Origin of the sequence: Nonomuraea sp. NPDC000554, assembly GCF_040300065.1 — a bacterium.
In the GTDB taxonomy this organism is placed as follows: domain Bacteria; phylum Actinomycetota; class Actinomycetes; order Streptosporangiales; family Streptosporangiaceae; genus Nonomuraea.
Window position 1 is genome coordinate 128,355 of record NZ_JBEPDC010000014.1, and the last position, 16,694, is coordinate 145,048.

A 16,694-nucleotide genomic window follows, 5' to 3' on the forward strand; every position below is an offset into this window, starting at 1 on the left:
CACTTCGGCGCACGGGCCATGGGGAACGTCTGCGGCTCTGATGGGGCGTCGGTCAACGGATCTCCTTGTCTCGAATGCGGTCAGCGATGATGCCGGGCGTGTGCTGACCAGGGGGCGAGGTCCTGAGCCGGACAACCGGTCACGCCCCTCGGGGCAGCGGGGCCCGATCGGCCGGTTCCGTCAGGCTCGTACGATTGGCGGCGTGGGCGCTGAGGGCGCCGATCGCGCAGATGACCGCGAGTCCGAACAGCACGTTCCGGGCCGCGTCGAGCATCGAGGCGCCGCCCAGGTTGAGCAGGACCCCGGCCACCGCCGTGCCGAACGCGATCGACAGGCTCGTCACGGTGGCGATCGCCGCCGCCGCCCGTCCGCCTTCCTCGGGATCCTGGGTGCTGGACATGGCGGCCACGGACAGGTGCGGGTAGGCGAGACCGATTCCCGCCCCGGCGACGAACAGCACCGGCACCCACACGAGCACCAGCCAGATCGGCGTGTCTTCGCGCTGCAGCAGCCCCTGAACCAGGAGGCCGGCGGCGAGCAGCACCGGGCCGAGCACGCACAGCCGGCGCATCGCACGGTGCCCTGTCACCGACGAGCTGCCGATCTGGGTCACCGACCAGCCGAGCGAGATGGCCGCGGCGAAGAACCCCGCCACGAGGGGTGGCAGGCCGGCCAGCCGCTGGCCGAACAGAGGCAGGAACGACTCGACCGCGACGCCGAAGGCCAGCAGCCCGAGCGTCAGGTAGACCCACTTCAACGACGACCCCCTCTGGTAGGTCGTACGCGGGAAGACCCGCAGCTCGCTGCGCCGCTCATGGACGACGAACCCGGCCATCAGCAGCAGCGCCACCCCGATGCCGGCGGCCTTCGCCGGCGTGCCGGCCACGACCCCCGCCACGCTCACTGCCCCAGCCGCGGCCGTTGACATCAGCAGCGACACGACCGGGACCGGCACCCGTGTGCTGCCGCGTTCGCTGCGCGGCAGCACACGGGGCACGATCGCGCCACACACGGCCCCGATCACCGCCATCGCCGCGAACGCCAGCCGCCACGAGCCGACCTGGGCGAACAGGCCGCCAATCGCTGGGCCGGCGAAGTTGCCGACGCCGTACATCGCCGACATCAGTGCGGTGCCGCGTGTCCAGAGCCGGGCCGGCAGCGCCGCCCGGATGACGGCGAACCCCAGCCCGGACAGCAGCCCGGCGCCCAGTCCCTGGACGCCCCGGGAGACCAGGAGCAGCGCCATCTCCGGGCTCACCGCGCAGGTCAGCGAGCCCGCGGTGAACGTGGCGAAGCCGAGGAGGTAGGCGCCGACGTTCCCCCATCGGGACAGGAACCGGCCGGTGAGCATCGTCGCGATCACCATGGCGACGAGGTAGATCGTCATGTTCCAGGCGTAGAAACTCGCGCCGCCGAGCTCGGCCACCGCGGTCGGCAGCAGGCTCGCCGCCAGGTAGATGTTGATCGCGCCGACGAGCACTCCGCCGGCCAGCACGATCGCCGCGCCGAGATGCTCCCGGCCCAGCAACTCCCGCCACGCGGGCGGGACGAATGTCTCGATGGCGGGCTCCGCGCCGCCGGGCTGTTCGTGGTCGTCAGAACTCATGACTTCAAGGCTGTCGTTGAACTGTCCCCGGAGACTTTTCCGCCGCCTGTCGTGGACGGTGCGGGGCCGATGGATGGGAAAGCCTCAAGCCTCGATGGAACCTTGCCTGCCGCTGGGGCGCGGGCGCTGGCCCGAAAGGCCCGGACCCTCAGTTCAGTGCGGACGCCCGAGGGCGGCGGCGAGATCGCCCAAGTGCTTCGAGACCGGACCGACGGTGAGGAGCCCGCTGCCCGCCCCGGCCAGCTCCGCCGCCGCGGGGGCGAGCTCGGCGTGGGCGCGCTCCATCGTCTCGCGGTCGCCGACGGTGATGGCCGCTTGGCCGGTGAGGCACCACAGGGCCTCGAACAGCAGGTCGCGAGGCGGGTCCGGTATGTTGCGCAGCGCCGCCGCGGCCTCTGTGCGGCAGCCCTGGGCCAGCAGCAGAGGGCGAGTCCAGGGCTCGTAGGGCCCCCAGTCGGTGTGCTCGCCGGCCTGGACGGGCAGCGCGTGCCGCACACGCAGGCACAGCAGCGCGAGCGGCAGCAGGCCGTGCTCCAGCCCGGGCATGCCGGCGCCGTCCAGCCGGGCGGCGGCGTCCCTGTAGGCCGCGTCCGCCTCGGCCGCCGGGCCGGTCTCGGCGAGCCGCAACGCGGCGTACCACTGGGTGAACACGCCCACCAGCGGCAGCTCGTGGCGCTCGGCCAGGCGGTCCGCGGCGGTCGCATGGCGGTCGGCTGCGGCGAAGTCCGCCAGGGCGCTGCGCGCCTGGATGCGGATGAGGTGGCCGAGGACCTCGAAGCCGGCCAGGCCGTGCCGGGCGGACAGGGTGACCAGCTCGGCGCCGATCTCGTCGCGATGCGGCGCCAGACCGGCGCGGTCGAAGCTCTGCATGAACACGGCGTTGAGCGCGAACGCCAGCAACGCCGGATCGTCCAGGCGGCGGGCGATCTCCTCCGCCTGCCGGGCGGCCTGAGGCCCGCGCGCCGCGCGGGTGCCGCGCGTCTCCAGGGCGATCGTCGCCAGCAGCCGGGCCCGCGCCGCCTCGTGCCCGCCAGGCAGCGGGGCCGCCCCGTATCCGCTCGGCGCGAGGGCGGTCAGGGTGCGCTCGGCCGCCGCGACCGCCTGTGCGGCCTGCTCCGGGTCGTCGACCCGCGTCCAGATCGCCGGGACGTCGTAGGCGCCGATCACGCGGGCGGTCAGTTCCGCGTCGCCCAGTTCCTCGGCCGCGGCGATGGCCGCCACGCGGTGCCGGCGGGCTTCCTGAAGGCCGCTGCCGCCGGTCACCGCGAGGTTGCGCAGCAGCCCCACTGTCGACTCCAGGCGTGCCCGGGCCCCTGACGGGACGGCGCGGTCGTAGGCGGCCGCCGTCTGCGCCCACACCCGCGCCGCCCCGCCCGGCTCGGGGTCGAGGTGGACGGCGTGACCGAGGATGTCGGCCTCCAGGCCCCGCAGTCGTGGACCCGGGTCCACGCCCAGCTGCTCGGCCAGAAGCGTGCGCGCCCGGCGCAGGACCGCCAGCGCGTCGCCCTGGCGTCCGGTGCGGTATAGCGCCAGGGCCAGCAGCCTCCAGGCGTCCTCCCGCCACGGGTGCTCGGCCACGTGCGCGTCCAGGTCCGCCGCCGCCTCGGCCGCCAGGCCCAGGGACAGGCGGGCCTCGGCCACCCGCTCGACGGCGTGCAGCCGCAGTTCGGCGAGGCGGGAGCGCTCCGCGCGGGCCCAGGGCTGGTCGGCGAACTCGGCGTAGGCGGGCCCGCGCCAGCACTCCAGCGCCTGGCGAAGCCGCGCGAACACGTCCTCGGGCGACAGCGTGGCGGTGGCGGCCACCGCCTGCTCGAAGCGCCAGGCGTCCACCGTGTCGGGCTCGGCGCGCAGCGCGTATCCGGGCCCCTCGGTGACCAGCAACCGAGCCGGAGCGCGGGGCGGACGTCGGGGTTCCAGCGCGCGGCGCAGCGCGGCCACGAAGGTGCGCACCGCGCCCACCGCGTCAGCGGGCGGATCCGGCCACAGGTCGTCGACCAGGCGGGTGACGGGGACGACGCGGCGACGGGCGATGATCAGCCGGGCCAGCACCGCCCGGTGCCGAGGGCCCTTCAGGGCGATCGCGTCCCCGGCGTCGTCCCAGGCCGTCACCGGCCCCAGCACGCCGAACAGGACCTGCACCCCTGACCATCCTTTCCCCGGCGGTTCGCCCCCAGGCCACGGTAGCGCGCTCATTCGATGCTCATCCGCGCCTGGAACGCTGAGGCCAACCCACCACAGGAAGGGGCGGAACCATGGCGCCTGCCATCACCGGCTTCGACTATCAGCACGTCCCCGTCGCCGACGGCGTGTCGCTCAACGCGGCCGTCGGCGGCTCGGGCACTCCGATCGTGCTGCTGCACGGCTTCCCGCAGACCCACCTGATGTGGCGGCACGTGGCCGCCGACCTCGCGGCCGACCACACCGTGATCTGCCCCGACCTGCGCGGCTACGGCTCCAGCGACAAACCCGCCGACACCGACGGCACCGCCTACGCCAAGCGCACCATGGCCGCCGACATCGTCGCGCTGGCCCGCGCGCTCGGACACGAGCGCTTCGCGCTGGCCGGGCACGACCGCGGCGCCCTGGTCGCCTTCCGCGCCGCACTCGACCACCCCGAGACGATCACCCATCTGGCCTGCCTGGACGTGCTCCCGACCCTGGACATGTGGGACGTGATGCACGGCACCACCGCCGCCGTCGGCTTCCACCTGTACCTGATGGCCCAGCCTCCCGGCCTGCCCGAGCAGCTGATCGCCGCCAGCTCGGACGCCTTCTTCGGTCACTTCCTCGACATCTGGGCCGCCGACCCGCAGGCCGTTCCCGCCGACGTCCGCGCCGCCTACTTGGACGCCTGCCGCGAGGCGGTGCCCTCGATCGTCGCCGACTACCGCGCGTCCGCCGGCATCGACGTCGAGCACGACCAGGCCGACCGCGCGGCCGGCAACCGGTTGCGGATGCCGGTCACCGTGCTCCAGCAGGACTGGGGCGCCGCCCTCGGCTTCGACGCCGCCGCGCTGTGGCAGGCCTGGGCGTCCGACCTGCGGCACGTCGGCGTCACCTGCGGCCATTTCATGGCCGAGGAAGCCCCCGCCGACATCGTCAAGGTTCTGCGGGACCTGCTCGCCCGCTGAATGGCTGTTCCTGGGTTCCTCAACCCCGAGGATTCTACGTACGGGCTTGCCGACCGATCAGCCGCTCGTGACGTGGGGCGGCATGGGTTCTCTACTCGGCGTGCTCGACTGCGGCTTTCGGGAGTGCGAGCATCACGAGCGCCGTGATCAGGTAGAGCGCGGCGGAGGCGATCAGGACGATGCTGAGCGCGTGACTGTAGTCGGGCAGCACCGGTGCTCCGGTGGCTGAACCGGTGACGGTGGTGAAGAAGATCGTGCCGAGAACGGCGATGCCGACGGCGCCGCCGATCTGGTTGACGGTGGAAAGCACTCCGCCTGCAGCGCCTGCGTTGCGTCCGGGGACGCCTGCGAGGACGACGTTGACGAGAATGGGTGCGGCGAGACCGAGCCCGAGGCCACCGATGAAGAGCGCGAGGGCGAGGAGCCAGTATCCGGGATCGTTGCCGTCCTTGACGATGGACCACAGGACGAGCTGCGATGCCGAGATGGTGAGCGAGCCGATGATCAGAAGCGTTCTGCCCGCTTTGGCGGCGAGAGCGACGCCGAGGCCGGAGGTGATGATCGAGCCGAGCGCGTACGGGAGGATCACCAGGCCGGTCTCCCATGCGGTTCGGCCGGTTCCGTTCTGGAGGTAGACCGAGAGGGTGAGGAAGTACGACCCGATGCCGCCGAAGAAGAGCACCGAAGCGCTCAGGCCGACTGCGAAGGCGCGGATTCTCAGCAGAGCCGGGTCAAAGACAGGTTCGTTTCCGCGTCCGGTGAGACGGCGCTCGTAGGCGAGGAAGATCGCGAGCACGATGACTCCGGCTGCGAGGAGGGCGTAGCTGGCCCAGGTCCATCCCCATGTCTCGGTCTGGATGATCGGCAGCAGCAGGAGAAGAATGCCCGTGGCCGCGAGGAGCGCGCCTGGGAGGTCCAGTCGCGCGGTCGAGGCGGAGCGGGACTCCGGCAGGACCTTCGCGCCGCTGATGAGGGCCAGGATCGAGACGGGCACGTTGATCCAGAAGATCGTGCGCCAGCCCAGGTCGAACAGGTCGGCGTCGACGAGCAGCCCACCCAGCAGCGGGCCGGCGACCGAGGCGAGGCCCTGGACCGCTCCGTAGGCGCCAAACGCCTTGGCACGCTCGCCCGGAGCGAATGATGCCCGAATGATCCCGAATACCTGCGGGACCATGATGCCGGCGGTCAGTCCCTGCCCGGCCCGCATGCCGATGAGCATCCCCGGATCGACGGCCAGCGCGCACAGCGCCGAGGTGACCATGAACCCGGCCAGCCCGATCATGAACAGCCGTTTACGGCCGTACTGATCACCGAGCCGTCCGCCGGTGATCAGGCCCGCGCCCAGGGCGAGGGTGTAGGCGGCGATCGTCCACTGGATCTGAGTGTCGCCGGCACCCAGGTCTTGGGCTATCGCCGGGGCCGCGACGGTGACGATCGTCGCGTCGAGCAGGTCCATGAAGGAACCGAAGAGCACCACCAACAGCGCCGTGGTCGCGCCGGCGCTGGCGATGAGTGCCGGGGAAGCCTCAGCTGTGTGGATGCTCGCTCGGGGGCTCGGTGAATTGGTCATGTCGGCCACCATCGCGGGCATAGTTGCCATCGAGTGACCGCTATCGGGGAGAGAATCGGAGAATCATGGCTGCTACCTCCGCGCGGACGCTCAAGCTGCTGTCAATCTTCGGGATCGGCGCGACCTTGACCGCCGAGGAACTCGCCACCCGACTCGGAGCGTCAGTGAGAACCGTGCGTCGCGATATCGATACGCTCCGGGACCTCGGGTACGAGATCGAGGCCGTCCGCGGAGCAGGTGGAGGATATCGGCTCGGTCACGCTACCCGCTTGCCGCCGGTCGTATTCGACGAAGATCAGGCCGTCGCCACGGCCGTCGCGCTCCAGACCGTGCCGACTGTCCTCTCCGGCATCCGCGAGAACGCGGCCCGTGCTCTCGCCACGCTGCACCAGGCGATGCCCGCGCGCAGCCGCCTGCACGCCGAAGCGTTCACCGTCTCCTCAGCCCGCAACTACTGGGAGTTCCCCGCGCCACCGATCGACGCCGAGATCGTCCGCGCCGTTGGCAGCGCGATCAACCGGCAGCACCTCGTTCGCGTGGACTACACCGGTGACGGCGAACCCGTCACACTCACGCTGGAACCGCACGACCTCGTGGTCTGGGCCGCACGCTGGTACCTGGTCGCCTTCGACCTGGATGCGGACCGATGGCGCGCGATGCGCGTGGACCGCATCAAACCACACATACCCACGCACACCCCCTTCGACCGACGTGACATCCCGCACGGCGATCCCGTCGCCTTCGTCATGACCGCACACGACCGCGGAGACGCCGCCGCCGAATGGCAATGCCGCGGCTCAGCCATCCTCGCCCTGCCCGCCTCCACCGTCGCCCGGTTCGCGCCCGGCGGATCAACAGTCGAGTACGACACCGAAACCACATGCCGACTCACACTCGGCGCATGGTCATGGCCAGGACTGGCAGGACTGCTCCTCACCTTCGACGCCGACATCACAGACATCGAACCCGCCGAACTCAGGCAAGCCCTGCACTCCCTGCGCACCCGAATCACCAAGGGACTCCGACCCGACCGACCGCACCGGTGACCTGCACATCTGGCGTCCGCATGTCACCCTCCACGCAAGATCATCCGTGGGCTTACCCGGCAACACCGTTGCGTTTGAGTCTTGAGCGGCAGGTCAAGCTCTGGTGAATGACGCAACGGGACGTCCTGATAGATCAACTTGTTGCTGAGGCAAGGCGATCATCGGGAGTCCCGTTGCGGGAGAAGTCTGTCATCACACGAACGATCGAGGTGGCCGGGGGTGTGTACGCGCCCGGGCACTTGGGCGAGCTGACGCAGGTCGTGGACTTCGCGCTGGAGGAGACCGGGATGCGGGAGCGGCGGCTGCGCCTGCTGCCGTCGCGGGTGGTGGGACCTTGTTGCACACGCCCGACGAGCCGACGATCACCTGGCGCTACCCGAAGCGGGCCGGTGAGCATCTGGAATTCGGCTACCCGTTGCTGCGGCTCGTGGTCCTGGTCGGGTGTGGTACCCGTGCCGTCCTGGCCGCCGCGTTCGGACCCGAGAGCGACGATGAACTCACTTATGCGGGGCGCCTGTTGAGTGTGCTGGACCGGACGATGCTTCTGCTGGCAGATGCCGGCTTCGAGGCGAACGAGTCCGCCCGGCATGTCCACGCCACCGGTGCGCAGTTTCTGGCCCGGAGCACCACGGCGTCCTCGGCGATCACGATGCGCATGCGCTGTCCGTTCACAGGTGCAGGGGAAGTTCGACGGTGATCACCGTAGGCCCTCCTGCCGGGCTGTGAATGTCGATCATGCCGTCCAACGTCTGGACCCGGGCGGCCAGTCCGCGTAATCCGGATCCGGTGCCGATCGTCGCGCCGCCGGTGCCGTCGTCGCGCACCCGCAGGGTCAGCAGTCCATCACGCACCCGTACCTCGATGGCGGCGTGCCTGGCGCCGCTGTGCTTGGCCACGTTGGCGAGCAGTTCCGTCGTGCAGAAGTAGGCGATGGCCTCGATGGCCGGAGCCGGTCGCTCGGGCAGGTCGGCTTCGAACCGGGCGGGGATCGGGCTCCGTGCGGTGAGCGTGGCCAGGGCGACCTCCAGCCCTTGGTCGAGCGCCGGCGGGTGGATGCCGCGGATCAGGTCACGCAGCTCGGCCACCGTCTCCTTGGCGCTGCGGTGCGCGCTGTCGACGAGGACGCGGGCGCGCTGGAGCCGTTCGGGCTGGTCGGCCTGCTCGAGCTCGTCCTGAGCCATGCCTAGGCTCATGGCCAGCGTCACCAGCCGTGCCGCCGTCCCGTCGTGCAGGTCCCGCTCGATCCGGCGGAGCCTGGCGACCGCGTCCTCTGCTGCCAGCGCTCGCGCCTGCTCCAGCCGGCGGATCCGGGTGTCGCCCGGCGCGGGCCCGAGCAGCGTACGGGCGAGCATGCGCTCGGGGGCCAGGGCGAGGTGGACGCCCCACGGGGCGAGGAGCAGCAGCGCCAGTCCGACGGCGCTCACCAGCGCCGCAACCGGCCAGCCGGGGGGAGACAGGTGCGCCAAGGCGGAGGACTGTCCCCACAGGGGGCAGCCGAGCAGGAGCACACCGCCTCCCCACAGCCCGGCGGCGGCCGCGCAGGCGACCACGGCCGCCGGCAGCCGGAGCAGGCTATGGATGACGGCGCGCCATCCCGCCACGTCACCGAGCGCCGCGCCGAGCCGGTTCAACAGCCCCGGCCCGGCACGGAACGGGCCGGGATCGGGCACCCGCACCCCGGCCCACGCTCGTGCCAGCCGTCGATTGGCCGTGCCGAGCCCTCTGGCCGCCATCACGCTCAGGGCCAGCATCGGCACTCCGACGAGATTCGCCGTCAGGATGACGCTCAGCAGCACGAGAACGAGATGGAGCAGGCCGGCTCCCACCATGAACGGCAACATCAGCGCGTAAGCGAGCTCTCGCTGCGACCGCTCCCGCACCGGAGTAGTGATCAGCACACGTCACCTCTCTGCCTGCCTGTCCACGCTCCTCCTCGCCAGACGCCGCACGCCGTCCAGCCTGACGGACACGCACGCGCGAGAACAGCCGGACCGCCCGTGGGGGACATCCCGAAACCAACACGGAGGACGTCCCGGTGGTGGCCATCCGGTCGGTGTCACCAGAGTGATCACACATGACGACAACCAAGCAGAGGCGCAGGCGCGGCAGGACCAGAGGGCTGGTCATCGGTGTAACGATGGCGGCGCTGGCGGGAACGACCCCGGCGGCAGCCGCCGCTAGAGATACGCAGCCGACCTGGCGGGACTGCGCCGGCCAGGGCATACCGGCGGGCATGCAGTGCGCTGCGATCGAGGTGCCGGTGGACTGGGCCAAGCCGGACGGGCCGAAGGTCAAACTGGACCTGGCCCGGCTGCCCGCCACCGAGTCTGCGCGCCGGATCGGCAGCGTGCTGGGGGTTCCCGGCGGTCCCGGGGCCAACGGGATCGACGACCTGAAGCGCACCGCGACCGACCTCACCGAACTACGGCGCAGGTTCGACCTCGTCGCCTACAAACCGCGCACCACCGTGTGGCGTGATCAGCTGCCCCCATCCTGCATGCAGCCTGGAACGTCACTGTTTGAGCCGCAGGGCCAGAAGCAGTACAAGGCATTGGCCGCGGCGATGACCGAGGCCTTCAAAGAGTGCCAGAACGCGGACAAAACCGGTCTTTTCGCCCACATGGACTCCCTGTCAGTGGCCAGAGACATGGACGCGGTTCGCGAGGCTCTGGGCGAGGAACGGCTGAGCTTCATGGCCAACTCCTACGGAGGGGTACCCGCCGCCGCCTATGTCCGGCTGTTCCCGCAGCGCATCCGAGCCATGTATCTCGACGGGACGATCAACCAGGTCGACGGCTGGCGCGACCAGACGCTGCGGGCTCTGCCCGTCCTGGAACGGGTCTTCACCAGATTCACCACCTGGTGTGCGGACACCCCCGCCTGCGCGTTGCACGGACAGGACGCCGGGGCGGTCTGGCGCAAGCTCACTCGAGACGCCGATCGCAGGCCGATCCCGGTCACCTCTTCCGAGTTCGGCAAGGGCAAGCTGACCGGATGGCATCTGAGGAGCTTCGGCTTCATCGGCGATCCCGGACCGAACAACTCGCGGTGGCTGGCCTTCGCCGAGGCTGTCGACAAGGCCCGGGGCGGGGACGGGTCCGGGTTCGCCGATTCCGCTCTCGGCAACGCGCGGATCTGGGCCATGCCCGGAGTGCTGGCGATGAACTGCGCAGATGACCGTGGCTACAACAGCTACGCGCAGCTGCAGAAGTTCCGCCGTCAAGCGGAGAAGATCTCGCCGAACTTGGGGGGAGCGTCATTCGACGCGCTGGGATGCACCGGTTGGCCGCTACAGGTCGCCAACCCGTCCCGCCCGCTGCAGACTCGCGGCCTGCCGCCGTTCCTGGGAGTCGGCAGCACGTGGGGGGACTACGCATGGACCGAGAGCTTCACCAGGATGATCCCGGGTTCAGTGACCGTCGGCTACGACGGGCCCGGCCATGTCATGTACCTGTCGGGCAAGAAGTGTCCGATCCGACACGCGACCACGTACCTGACCGACCTGAGCCTGCCCGAACCGGGTACCACCTGCCCTGCCGAATGACAGCCATATCGATAGGAATCGGCTGCCCAACCGGCACCACCGCGAGACCATGAGGAGGCGCCAGGTTGATCGAGTGACGCAAACAGCTCTCACAAACGAGCGATTCCGATAGAAGATCATCAACGCGTCTCAGGGGATGGCCGGAGGTCTCGAATCCTTCTCACAACTCGTTCTCGCTCAAGTTCCCGATCGAGGCGGTTCTGAGAAATGTTTGTGAGAGGACTCGGGGCATGCTCGACGTCCCCCAGCCCCGAATGAGCGCCGTGTATCCGCCGCCGATTCCGGTACCGCCGACGACGTCACCCGTGACGCCGATGAGGTCGAACGTCACCCCTGTCCGCGATGCGACGTCCAGCCCGGATCACCCTGCCGGTCACGGTCCGGCGCCGTCGCCGGCACCTACCACACCGGCCGCTTCACCAAGGTTCCCCGGCTGGCCAAACGACTGCGCGTCCAAACTCCCGCCGACCGCAGACCAGGCCAGCCCTGGCGGCCCCGCACCCCGCCCGCCCCCATCGACCCCGACGCTGTCGAACAGGCTCCCGCCGAGTACGCCGCCTTCCATAAAGGGCTCTAACCTCGCTGACCCGCGGATCAGCCGTCAGCACCAACAACCACGACGAAGTCCTTCTACCTCGGCGCGGAACACCACGTCACTGGATTCTGCTCCATTGCTACCGGGACCCCACCAACGAGGACTCTTGCAAGATCAACACGGTTCCGGGTGCATGGCGTGATTCTTCGGTGCTCTTGTACCGCCAAAATCCGGTCCGATCCTCCCCGGAGGCCGATCGTGATGAGGACGCAGATCGCCGCAAGGACAAGGGTTCCGATCAGGACTTCGGTGGGGCTGTAGTGCGGTAGCCGGGCGTGTGCTGCGAGGACGACGGCGGCGGTGATGGAGGCCGGGACCGGCAGGGGGGCGGGGGGGAGGAGGAGGGCGCAGCCGCGCCTCGTCCATCAACCGGCCGGACATGACGTCGCCGCCCGCACCGTTACCGTGGCGAGAGTCCCCACGCCGCGGCCTCCTCACCGCCTCGGGGACCTTCCCCGTCCTCGGCTGCCTGCAGGGCGACCAACCAGGTCTCCTCCAGCTACTGGGGGAGGTACTCGTTCGGAGCGTGCGGCAGCCCTATTGATGATCGGTTTCGAGCAGCCGCAGGCCGAACCAGCCCCAGTAGACGCGGTGACGCTGGATGAGTCCGTCGGCGATCTCCATCACCTCGACGAGGTCCATCTGATCTCCGTCCGGCGCGGAGCGCGGATACTCCCAGATCAGCGTCCGGCCGTCGGTGAAGTAATCGGTGCGGAACCGCTTGCGCTGCGGCGGCTGGCGGTCGAACACGACCTGGATGAACTCGCGCAGTTGCTCGTGGCCCTGCCGGATACCGTCGTCGACGCCGAGATGGTGGCGAATGAGCGGACTCTCAAGGACCGCATCGGGCGCGTAGAGGGCGAGCGCCGCGTCGAGATCCCTCGCTCCCAGTGCTTCGTCCCATGCATGAAAGATCCGCTCGATCTCTTGTCCTGTGCCCTGGTCTGATGCCGTCATGAACTCCTGGCTCCTACTCAGCCGTGCCTCATGGTGAACGAGGCCCAGTCTGGTAGCGAACCCTTTCGACGAGCGCCGAAATATCGCCGGAGCGCCGCCGGTAGGCCGCGACCGCGCCGTCTTTCGTCCCGCCGGTGCGGTCAGCCGGCCCGCCCCCTTACCCGCAAGGCTCCGTGCGGCTCAACCGTCTGCCAGGCACTTGCGCACAGCCTCGATCAGGCGGTTGGCACGGGCGTCGCCGTGGCCGATCATTCGGTTGGCGACGTACCCGAAGCCCACGCCGAACTCGTCGTCAGCGAAGGCGAACTGTCCGCCCGCTCCGTCGTTGCCGAAACTGCGCTGCCCCAGCATCGGCCGGAAGGCCGAGTCGAGCAGGAAGCCCGAGCCCCAGCGCGCCCCGGCGTCGAAGCCCAGCCATCCCTTGCCGGAGGCAACCTCGCGGACCGCGTCCGCCACGGTGTCCGGCGTGAGCAGCCGCTCTCGTCCCTCGATGCCGGTCACGGCCGCCGCGTACAGTCCAGCGAGGCCGCTCGCCGACGCCGTGGCACCCGCTCCGGGCAACTCCATGCCGAGCAGCGCCGGGTCGTTCCAGCCGTGCGGCTCGTCGAGGCCGGGGAAGACCAGCGCGCCGTTCATCGTCACGATGCGGGTGAGCAGGTGTTCAGGTCCTGGCATCCCCGGCCGCCCTTCGGCCTCGACGAGCCGGGCACGACCGTCCATCTCCTCGGCGGGCAGGCCGATCCAGGCCCGTAGCCCCAGCGGCTCTCCCACGGCACGGCGGAAGTAGGCGCCAGGGGTGAGCCCGGTGATGCGCCGGATGACCTCACCGATGAGGAACCCGAAGACGTGGCCGTGGTACTCGTACGCCGTGTCCGGCTCCCACAGCGGTTCCTGCTCCTCGATGGCGTGGATCACCGGTGTCCAGGCGGCGATCTCCTCGAAGCTGAGCACCGGGTCAAGGGTGGGGAGCCCTGCCCGGTGTCCGAGGACCATGCGACAAGTGATGGTCTCCTTGCCGTGCTGCGCGAACTCGGGCCAGTACTGGCTCACCGGGGCATCCAGCTCGAGGTGTCCCTCCTGTGCGAGGAGGTGGGCGCAGATGCCGACGATGCCCTTGGCGCAGGAGAAGACGGGCACGACCGTGTCCTCGGTCCACGGCCGGCCGGTCCGCTCGTCCGCGCCCCCGCCCCACAGGTCCACGACCTTGCGTCCGTCGACGAACACGGTGACGGCCGCGCCGAGTTCACCGTATTCGGCGAAGTTTCGGGTGAAGGCGTCTGCGACTGCTCCGAATCGTTCGTCGGCCCATCCGCTGTGCTTCACGGTGATCATCTTTCTCTTGGTGTGTCGATGGTTGCAGTGATACGCGTGGGCCTGGCCGCCCCGGTTCACACCATGATCTTGTCCAGGAACGCGGACAGTTTGCCCCTGGTGCGATCGATCTGCTGCTCCACCGTCAGGGTCTCTTCGAGGCGCCCTCCCAGGTCCGGGATCTTCTTGCCCCGCACGTACAGGGAACAGGCGAGGTCGGTGCACACGTACACGCCGACCGAGTTGCTGTCCCGGCCGGCCTGCCCCGCTCGCCGGGCGGTCATCAGGGAGACGCCGCTGCCGGGATGCGTGGTGAAGCACAGGGAGCACATTCCACGGCGGAGACTTCCGCGCCGCTCGGCGGCCAGGCGGAGCGCCACGCCGACGACCTCGCCACCGCGATCGGTGACGAGGTAGCTGCGATCCGGAGCGCCGGAGTCGCGCCATCCCAGGAAGTCAAGGTCGTCCCAGGGCTGCTCGGCGAGGCTCCGTGGGAGCGTCAGCCGCTTGGCCTCCCCTTTGGAGCAGTTGACGAACGATGCGCGGATTTCCTGTTCATTGACTGCTTTCATGGCGCGGAACGCTACAATCCCTAGGAACATTATGCAACTGCCTATTACCCCTAGGAAGCGTGGAGGTGGCGGATGGCTCGTGCGGGACTGACAGCCGAGCGCGTGACGACGGCGGCCGCAGACCTGGCTGACGCCGTCGGGTTCGAGAACATCACCGTGTCCGCGCTGGCGCGGAGCTTCGGAGTCAAGGACGCGAGCCTGTACGCGCACGTCAGGAATCTTCAGGATCTGCGGGAACGGGTCGCGCTGCTGGCCGCGGGAGAACTGGCCGACCGCATCGCCGCGGCGGTCGCGGGCCGGGCCGGGAAGGACGCCATGGCCGCGTTCGCCAACGCCTACCGCGACTACGCACTGGCCCACCCCGGCCGCTACACGGCGACCCAGGCGGTCCAGCTGGACCCCGCCGTCCTCGCCACGTCCACCGTCTACGCCCGCACCATCGAGCTCACCCACGCGATGTTGCGCGGATACAAGCTGGTCGAGCCGGACCTGACCGACGCGGGCCGCCTGGTGCGCAGCGCCTTCCACGGCTACATCACCCTGGAGGCCAACGGCGGGTTCAGGCACTCCCGCGACGTGCAGAAGTCCTGGGAGCGGGCCCTTGACGGCCTCCACCTCCTGCTGGAGAACTGGCCTGCTCACGCGGCGGAGGAAGAAGGGGCATAACGAGGTGCGCTCGCCTCGCTGATGGCGACCTGGCCCGACGTGCCGGAACGAGCACCCTGTGGCCGCGGGTCGACGGGCAACTCGAAGAGGCCCTCACCCACGGCCCCGACCCACTCCACCTCGCCGCCGTCTTCGGCCTCGCCCTCAAGACCGCCATCGGCTACGCCGAAGAGGCGCGTCCTCCTCATCGGCCGCGGGCGGCGGCGTGCTGTCCGCGACGCGACGGGCACGGATGATGCCCCATCCCACCAGTGCCGCAGCCACGACCGTGAGCGCGAGGCCAGCCCAGGTGACCGCCTCGCGGAACTCCGTGGTCTGGTAAGTGCTCCAGCTCGACGTGGCGATATCGCCGGTGAAGAGCGCTGCGAGGATGGTCCCGCTGACAGCGATGCTGATTCCGGTGGTGACTTCGCTGGCGGTGTCCACTAGCGCCGCTCCGATGGTGGTGCGGTTGGTCGGGAGGCCACGCATCACGTTGGTCCCGGCGACGACACCTACGACGCGCATACCGGCGGCGACGAGCACGAGCGCGAGGGCGACCCACACGTACCCGAAGCGGCCCAGCAGCCCGTAGACGGCGAGCCCGCACACGACGGCTCCGGCGCTGAGCCAGGCGGCCTTGTCGAGACCGACACGCGTCACCAGCGGACCGATGAGAGCACCGCCGGCGATGAGCACGACAACCTGCGGCACCATTCCCATAGCCGCTTGGGCGGGCGTCCAGGCCCAATCGAGCTGGAGTTGCAGGGTCACGAGGTAGCCGAGGCCGGCGGCGGCCTTGAACGCCAGGCCGCTCGACACGAGTGGGCGAGCGACGAGTTCGAGGTCGAGCAGCGGATAGCGGGCAGAACGCTCGCGGACGACGAACAGCACCGCCATCACGATGGCCGCCGCCGTGGTCAGCCACGGGAGAGGCGATGCGGTGCCCGCGTCGACGAACTGCGTCGGTGCGACCAGCGCGAGCACGATCGTGGCCGTGCCGAGCAGGGCACCCGCGCCATCGATCGGGTCGCGGTGCAGCTCGTCCGCCTTGTCAGCGGGGATGCCGCGTCGAATGCCGATGAACGCGAGTGCGGCGATCGGCACGTTCACCAGCAGCAGCGCCTGCCACGGAGCGAACGCGAGCACGAAGCCACCTACCGTGGGCCCGATCGCGAGTCCGGCCAGGCCCACGGTCGAGATCAGCGTCGTCGCACGGACGCGGAGCCCGTCTTCGTCGAACAGGCGGAACGCCAAGGCGAGGGAGCCTGGCGTCGTCATCGCGGCCGCGACGCCCATCGCCGCGCGGATCGCGATGAGCTGCTCCACCGTGGTGACGAACGCGGTTGCCAGACTTGCCGCACCCAGCAGCGCCAGCCCGACCAGCATGACCTTGCGGCGGCCAACCCGGTCAGCCAGCGCGCCGAGGGCCAGCATCAGCCCGCCGAACACGACGGCGTACACGCCCGTGACCCACTGCAGCGCAGTCGTCGACGCCGACAGTTCGCGGCCGATGGTCGGCAATGCGACGTTGAGGATCGAGTTGTCGAGCATCTCGAACAGAAAGACCGCTGACAGCCCTGCGAGGGCTACCCCCGCTTCACGGAGGGAGCGCGGCGAACGAGAGGCTTCGGTCGGGGCGCCGACATTCTCGACAGCCCCATGACGACGGACATTCACTGCGCACTCCGGCATCCACCTCGGAAAACCCCCAGGA

The 16,694-nt window shown here is 69.9% G+C and carries 13 protein-coding genes and 1 pseudogene; 6 read left to right on the forward strand and 8 right to left on the reverse strand.

The window, feature by feature from the left end:
• Positions 1 to 139: 139 nt before the first annotated feature.
• Both ABT294_RS25970 and ABT294_RS25975 read right to left on the reverse strand, forming a co-directional pair.
• Positions 140 to 1,606 (reverse strand): MFS transporter, encoded by a 1,467-nt coding sequence (locus ABT294_RS25970; RefSeq protein ID WP_350808852.1) that lies wholly within the window; start codon positions 1,604 to 1,606, stop codon positions 140 to 142.
• 153 nt (positions 1,607 to 1,759) lie between these two features.
• Positions 1,760 to 3,745 (reverse strand): AfsR/SARP family transcriptional regulator, encoded by a 1,986-nt coding sequence (locus ABT294_RS25975; protein ID WP_350808853.1) that lies wholly within the window; start codon positions 3,743 to 3,745, stop codon positions 1,760 to 1,762.
• Between the two features lie 113 nt (positions 3,746 to 3,858).
• Between ABT294_RS25975 and ABT294_RS25980 the strand changes: the two genes are divergently transcribed.
• Complete coding sequence (locus tag ABT294_RS25980) at positions 3,859 to 4,737, forward strand: alpha/beta fold hydrolase (protein WP_350808854.1); 879 nt, start codon at positions 3,859 to 3,861, stop codon at positions 4,735 to 4,737.
• Positions 4,738 to 4,828: 91 nt separating this feature from the next.
• Here ABT294_RS25980 and ABT294_RS25985 read toward each other — a convergent pair whose 3' ends face one another.
• On the reverse strand, positions 4,829 to 6,307 hold the full coding sequence (locus ABT294_RS25985) for an MFS transporter (RefSeq protein WP_350808855.1): 1,479 nt from the start codon (positions 6,305 to 6,307) through the stop codon (positions 4,829 to 4,831).
• Positions 6,308 to 6,372: 65 nt separating this feature from the next.
• On the opposite strand from ABT294_RS25985, the gene ABT294_RS25990 reads away from it, so the two are divergent.
• Both ABT294_RS25990 and ABT294_RS25995 read left to right on the forward strand, forming a co-directional pair.
• Complete coding sequence (locus tag ABT294_RS25990; RefSeq protein WP_350808856.1) at positions 6,373 to 7,353, forward strand: helix-turn-helix transcriptional regulator; 981 nt, start codon at positions 6,373 to 6,375, stop codon at positions 7,351 to 7,353.
• Positions 7,354 to 7,687: 334 nt separating this feature from the next.
• Positions 7,688 to 8,050, forward strand: coding sequence for a hypothetical protein (locus tag ABT294_RS25995; RefSeq protein WP_350808857.1), 363 nt, complete (start codon positions 7,688 to 7,690; stop codon positions 8,048 to 8,050).
• Here ABT294_RS25995 and ABT294_RS26000 read toward each other — a convergent pair.
• Complete coding sequence (locus tag ABT294_RS26000) at positions 8,022 to 9,251, reverse strand: sensor histidine kinase (RefSeq protein WP_350808858.1); 1,230 nt, start codon at positions 9,249 to 9,251, stop codon at positions 8,022 to 8,024. The genes ABT294_RS25995 and ABT294_RS26000 overlap by 29 nt on opposite strands.
• A gap of 176 nt (positions 9,252 to 9,427) precedes the next feature.
• Between ABT294_RS26000 and ABT294_RS26005 the strand changes: the two genes are divergently transcribed.
• Both ABT294_RS26005 and ABT294_RS50870 read left to right on the forward strand, forming a co-directional pair.
• Positions 9,428 to 10,897, forward strand: coding sequence for an alpha/beta fold hydrolase (locus ABT294_RS26005; RefSeq protein ID WP_350808859.1), 1,470 nt, complete (start codon positions 9,428 to 9,430; stop codon positions 10,895 to 10,897).
• Between the two features lie 319 nt (positions 10,898 to 11,216).
• A pseudogene (locus ABT294_RS50870) lies at positions 11,217 to 11,474 on the forward strand (zinc finger domain-containing protein); the annotation flags it as partial.
• Between the two features lie 555 nt (positions 11,475 to 12,029).
• Here the strand turns inward: ABT294_RS50870 and ABT294_RS26010 are convergent.
• From ABT294_RS26010 to ABT294_RS26020, 3 genes are all read right to left on the reverse strand, one after another.
• Entirely contained in the window at positions 12,030 to 12,449 is a 420-nt protein-coding gene (locus ABT294_RS26010; RefSeq protein ID WP_350808860.1) for a nuclear transport factor 2 family protein, read from the reverse strand.
• A gap of 180 nt (positions 12,450 to 12,629) precedes the next feature.
• On the reverse strand, positions 12,630 to 13,781 hold the full coding sequence (locus tag ABT294_RS26015) for a serine hydrolase domain-containing protein (RefSeq protein WP_350808861.1): 1,152 nt from the start codon (positions 13,779 to 13,781) through the stop codon (positions 12,630 to 12,632).
• 56 nt (positions 13,782 to 13,837) lie between these two features.
• A complete protein-coding gene (locus tag ABT294_RS26020; RefSeq protein ID WP_350808862.1) occupies positions 13,838 to 14,332 on the reverse strand; it encodes an FBP domain-containing protein in 495 nt (164 codons plus the stop codon).
• Between the two features lie 72 nt (positions 14,333 to 14,404).
• Here ABT294_RS26020 and ABT294_RS26025 point away from each other — a divergent pair, with 72 nt between their 5' ends.
• Entirely contained in the window at positions 14,405 to 14,998 is a 594-nt protein-coding gene (locus ABT294_RS26025) for a TetR/AcrR family transcriptional regulator (RefSeq protein ID WP_350808863.1), read from the forward strand.
• Positions 14,999 to 15,142: 144 nt separating this feature from the next.
• Here ABT294_RS26025 and ABT294_RS26030 read toward each other — a convergent pair whose 3' ends face one another.
• The gene (locus ABT294_RS26030; protein ID WP_502912126.1) at positions 15,143 to 16,672 is read right to left on the reverse strand and encodes an MFS transporter; all 1,530 of its coding nucleotides are present in this window, start codon (positions 16,670 to 16,672) and stop codon (positions 15,143 to 15,145) included.
• Between the last annotated feature and the right edge of the window lie 22 nt (positions 16,673 to 16,694).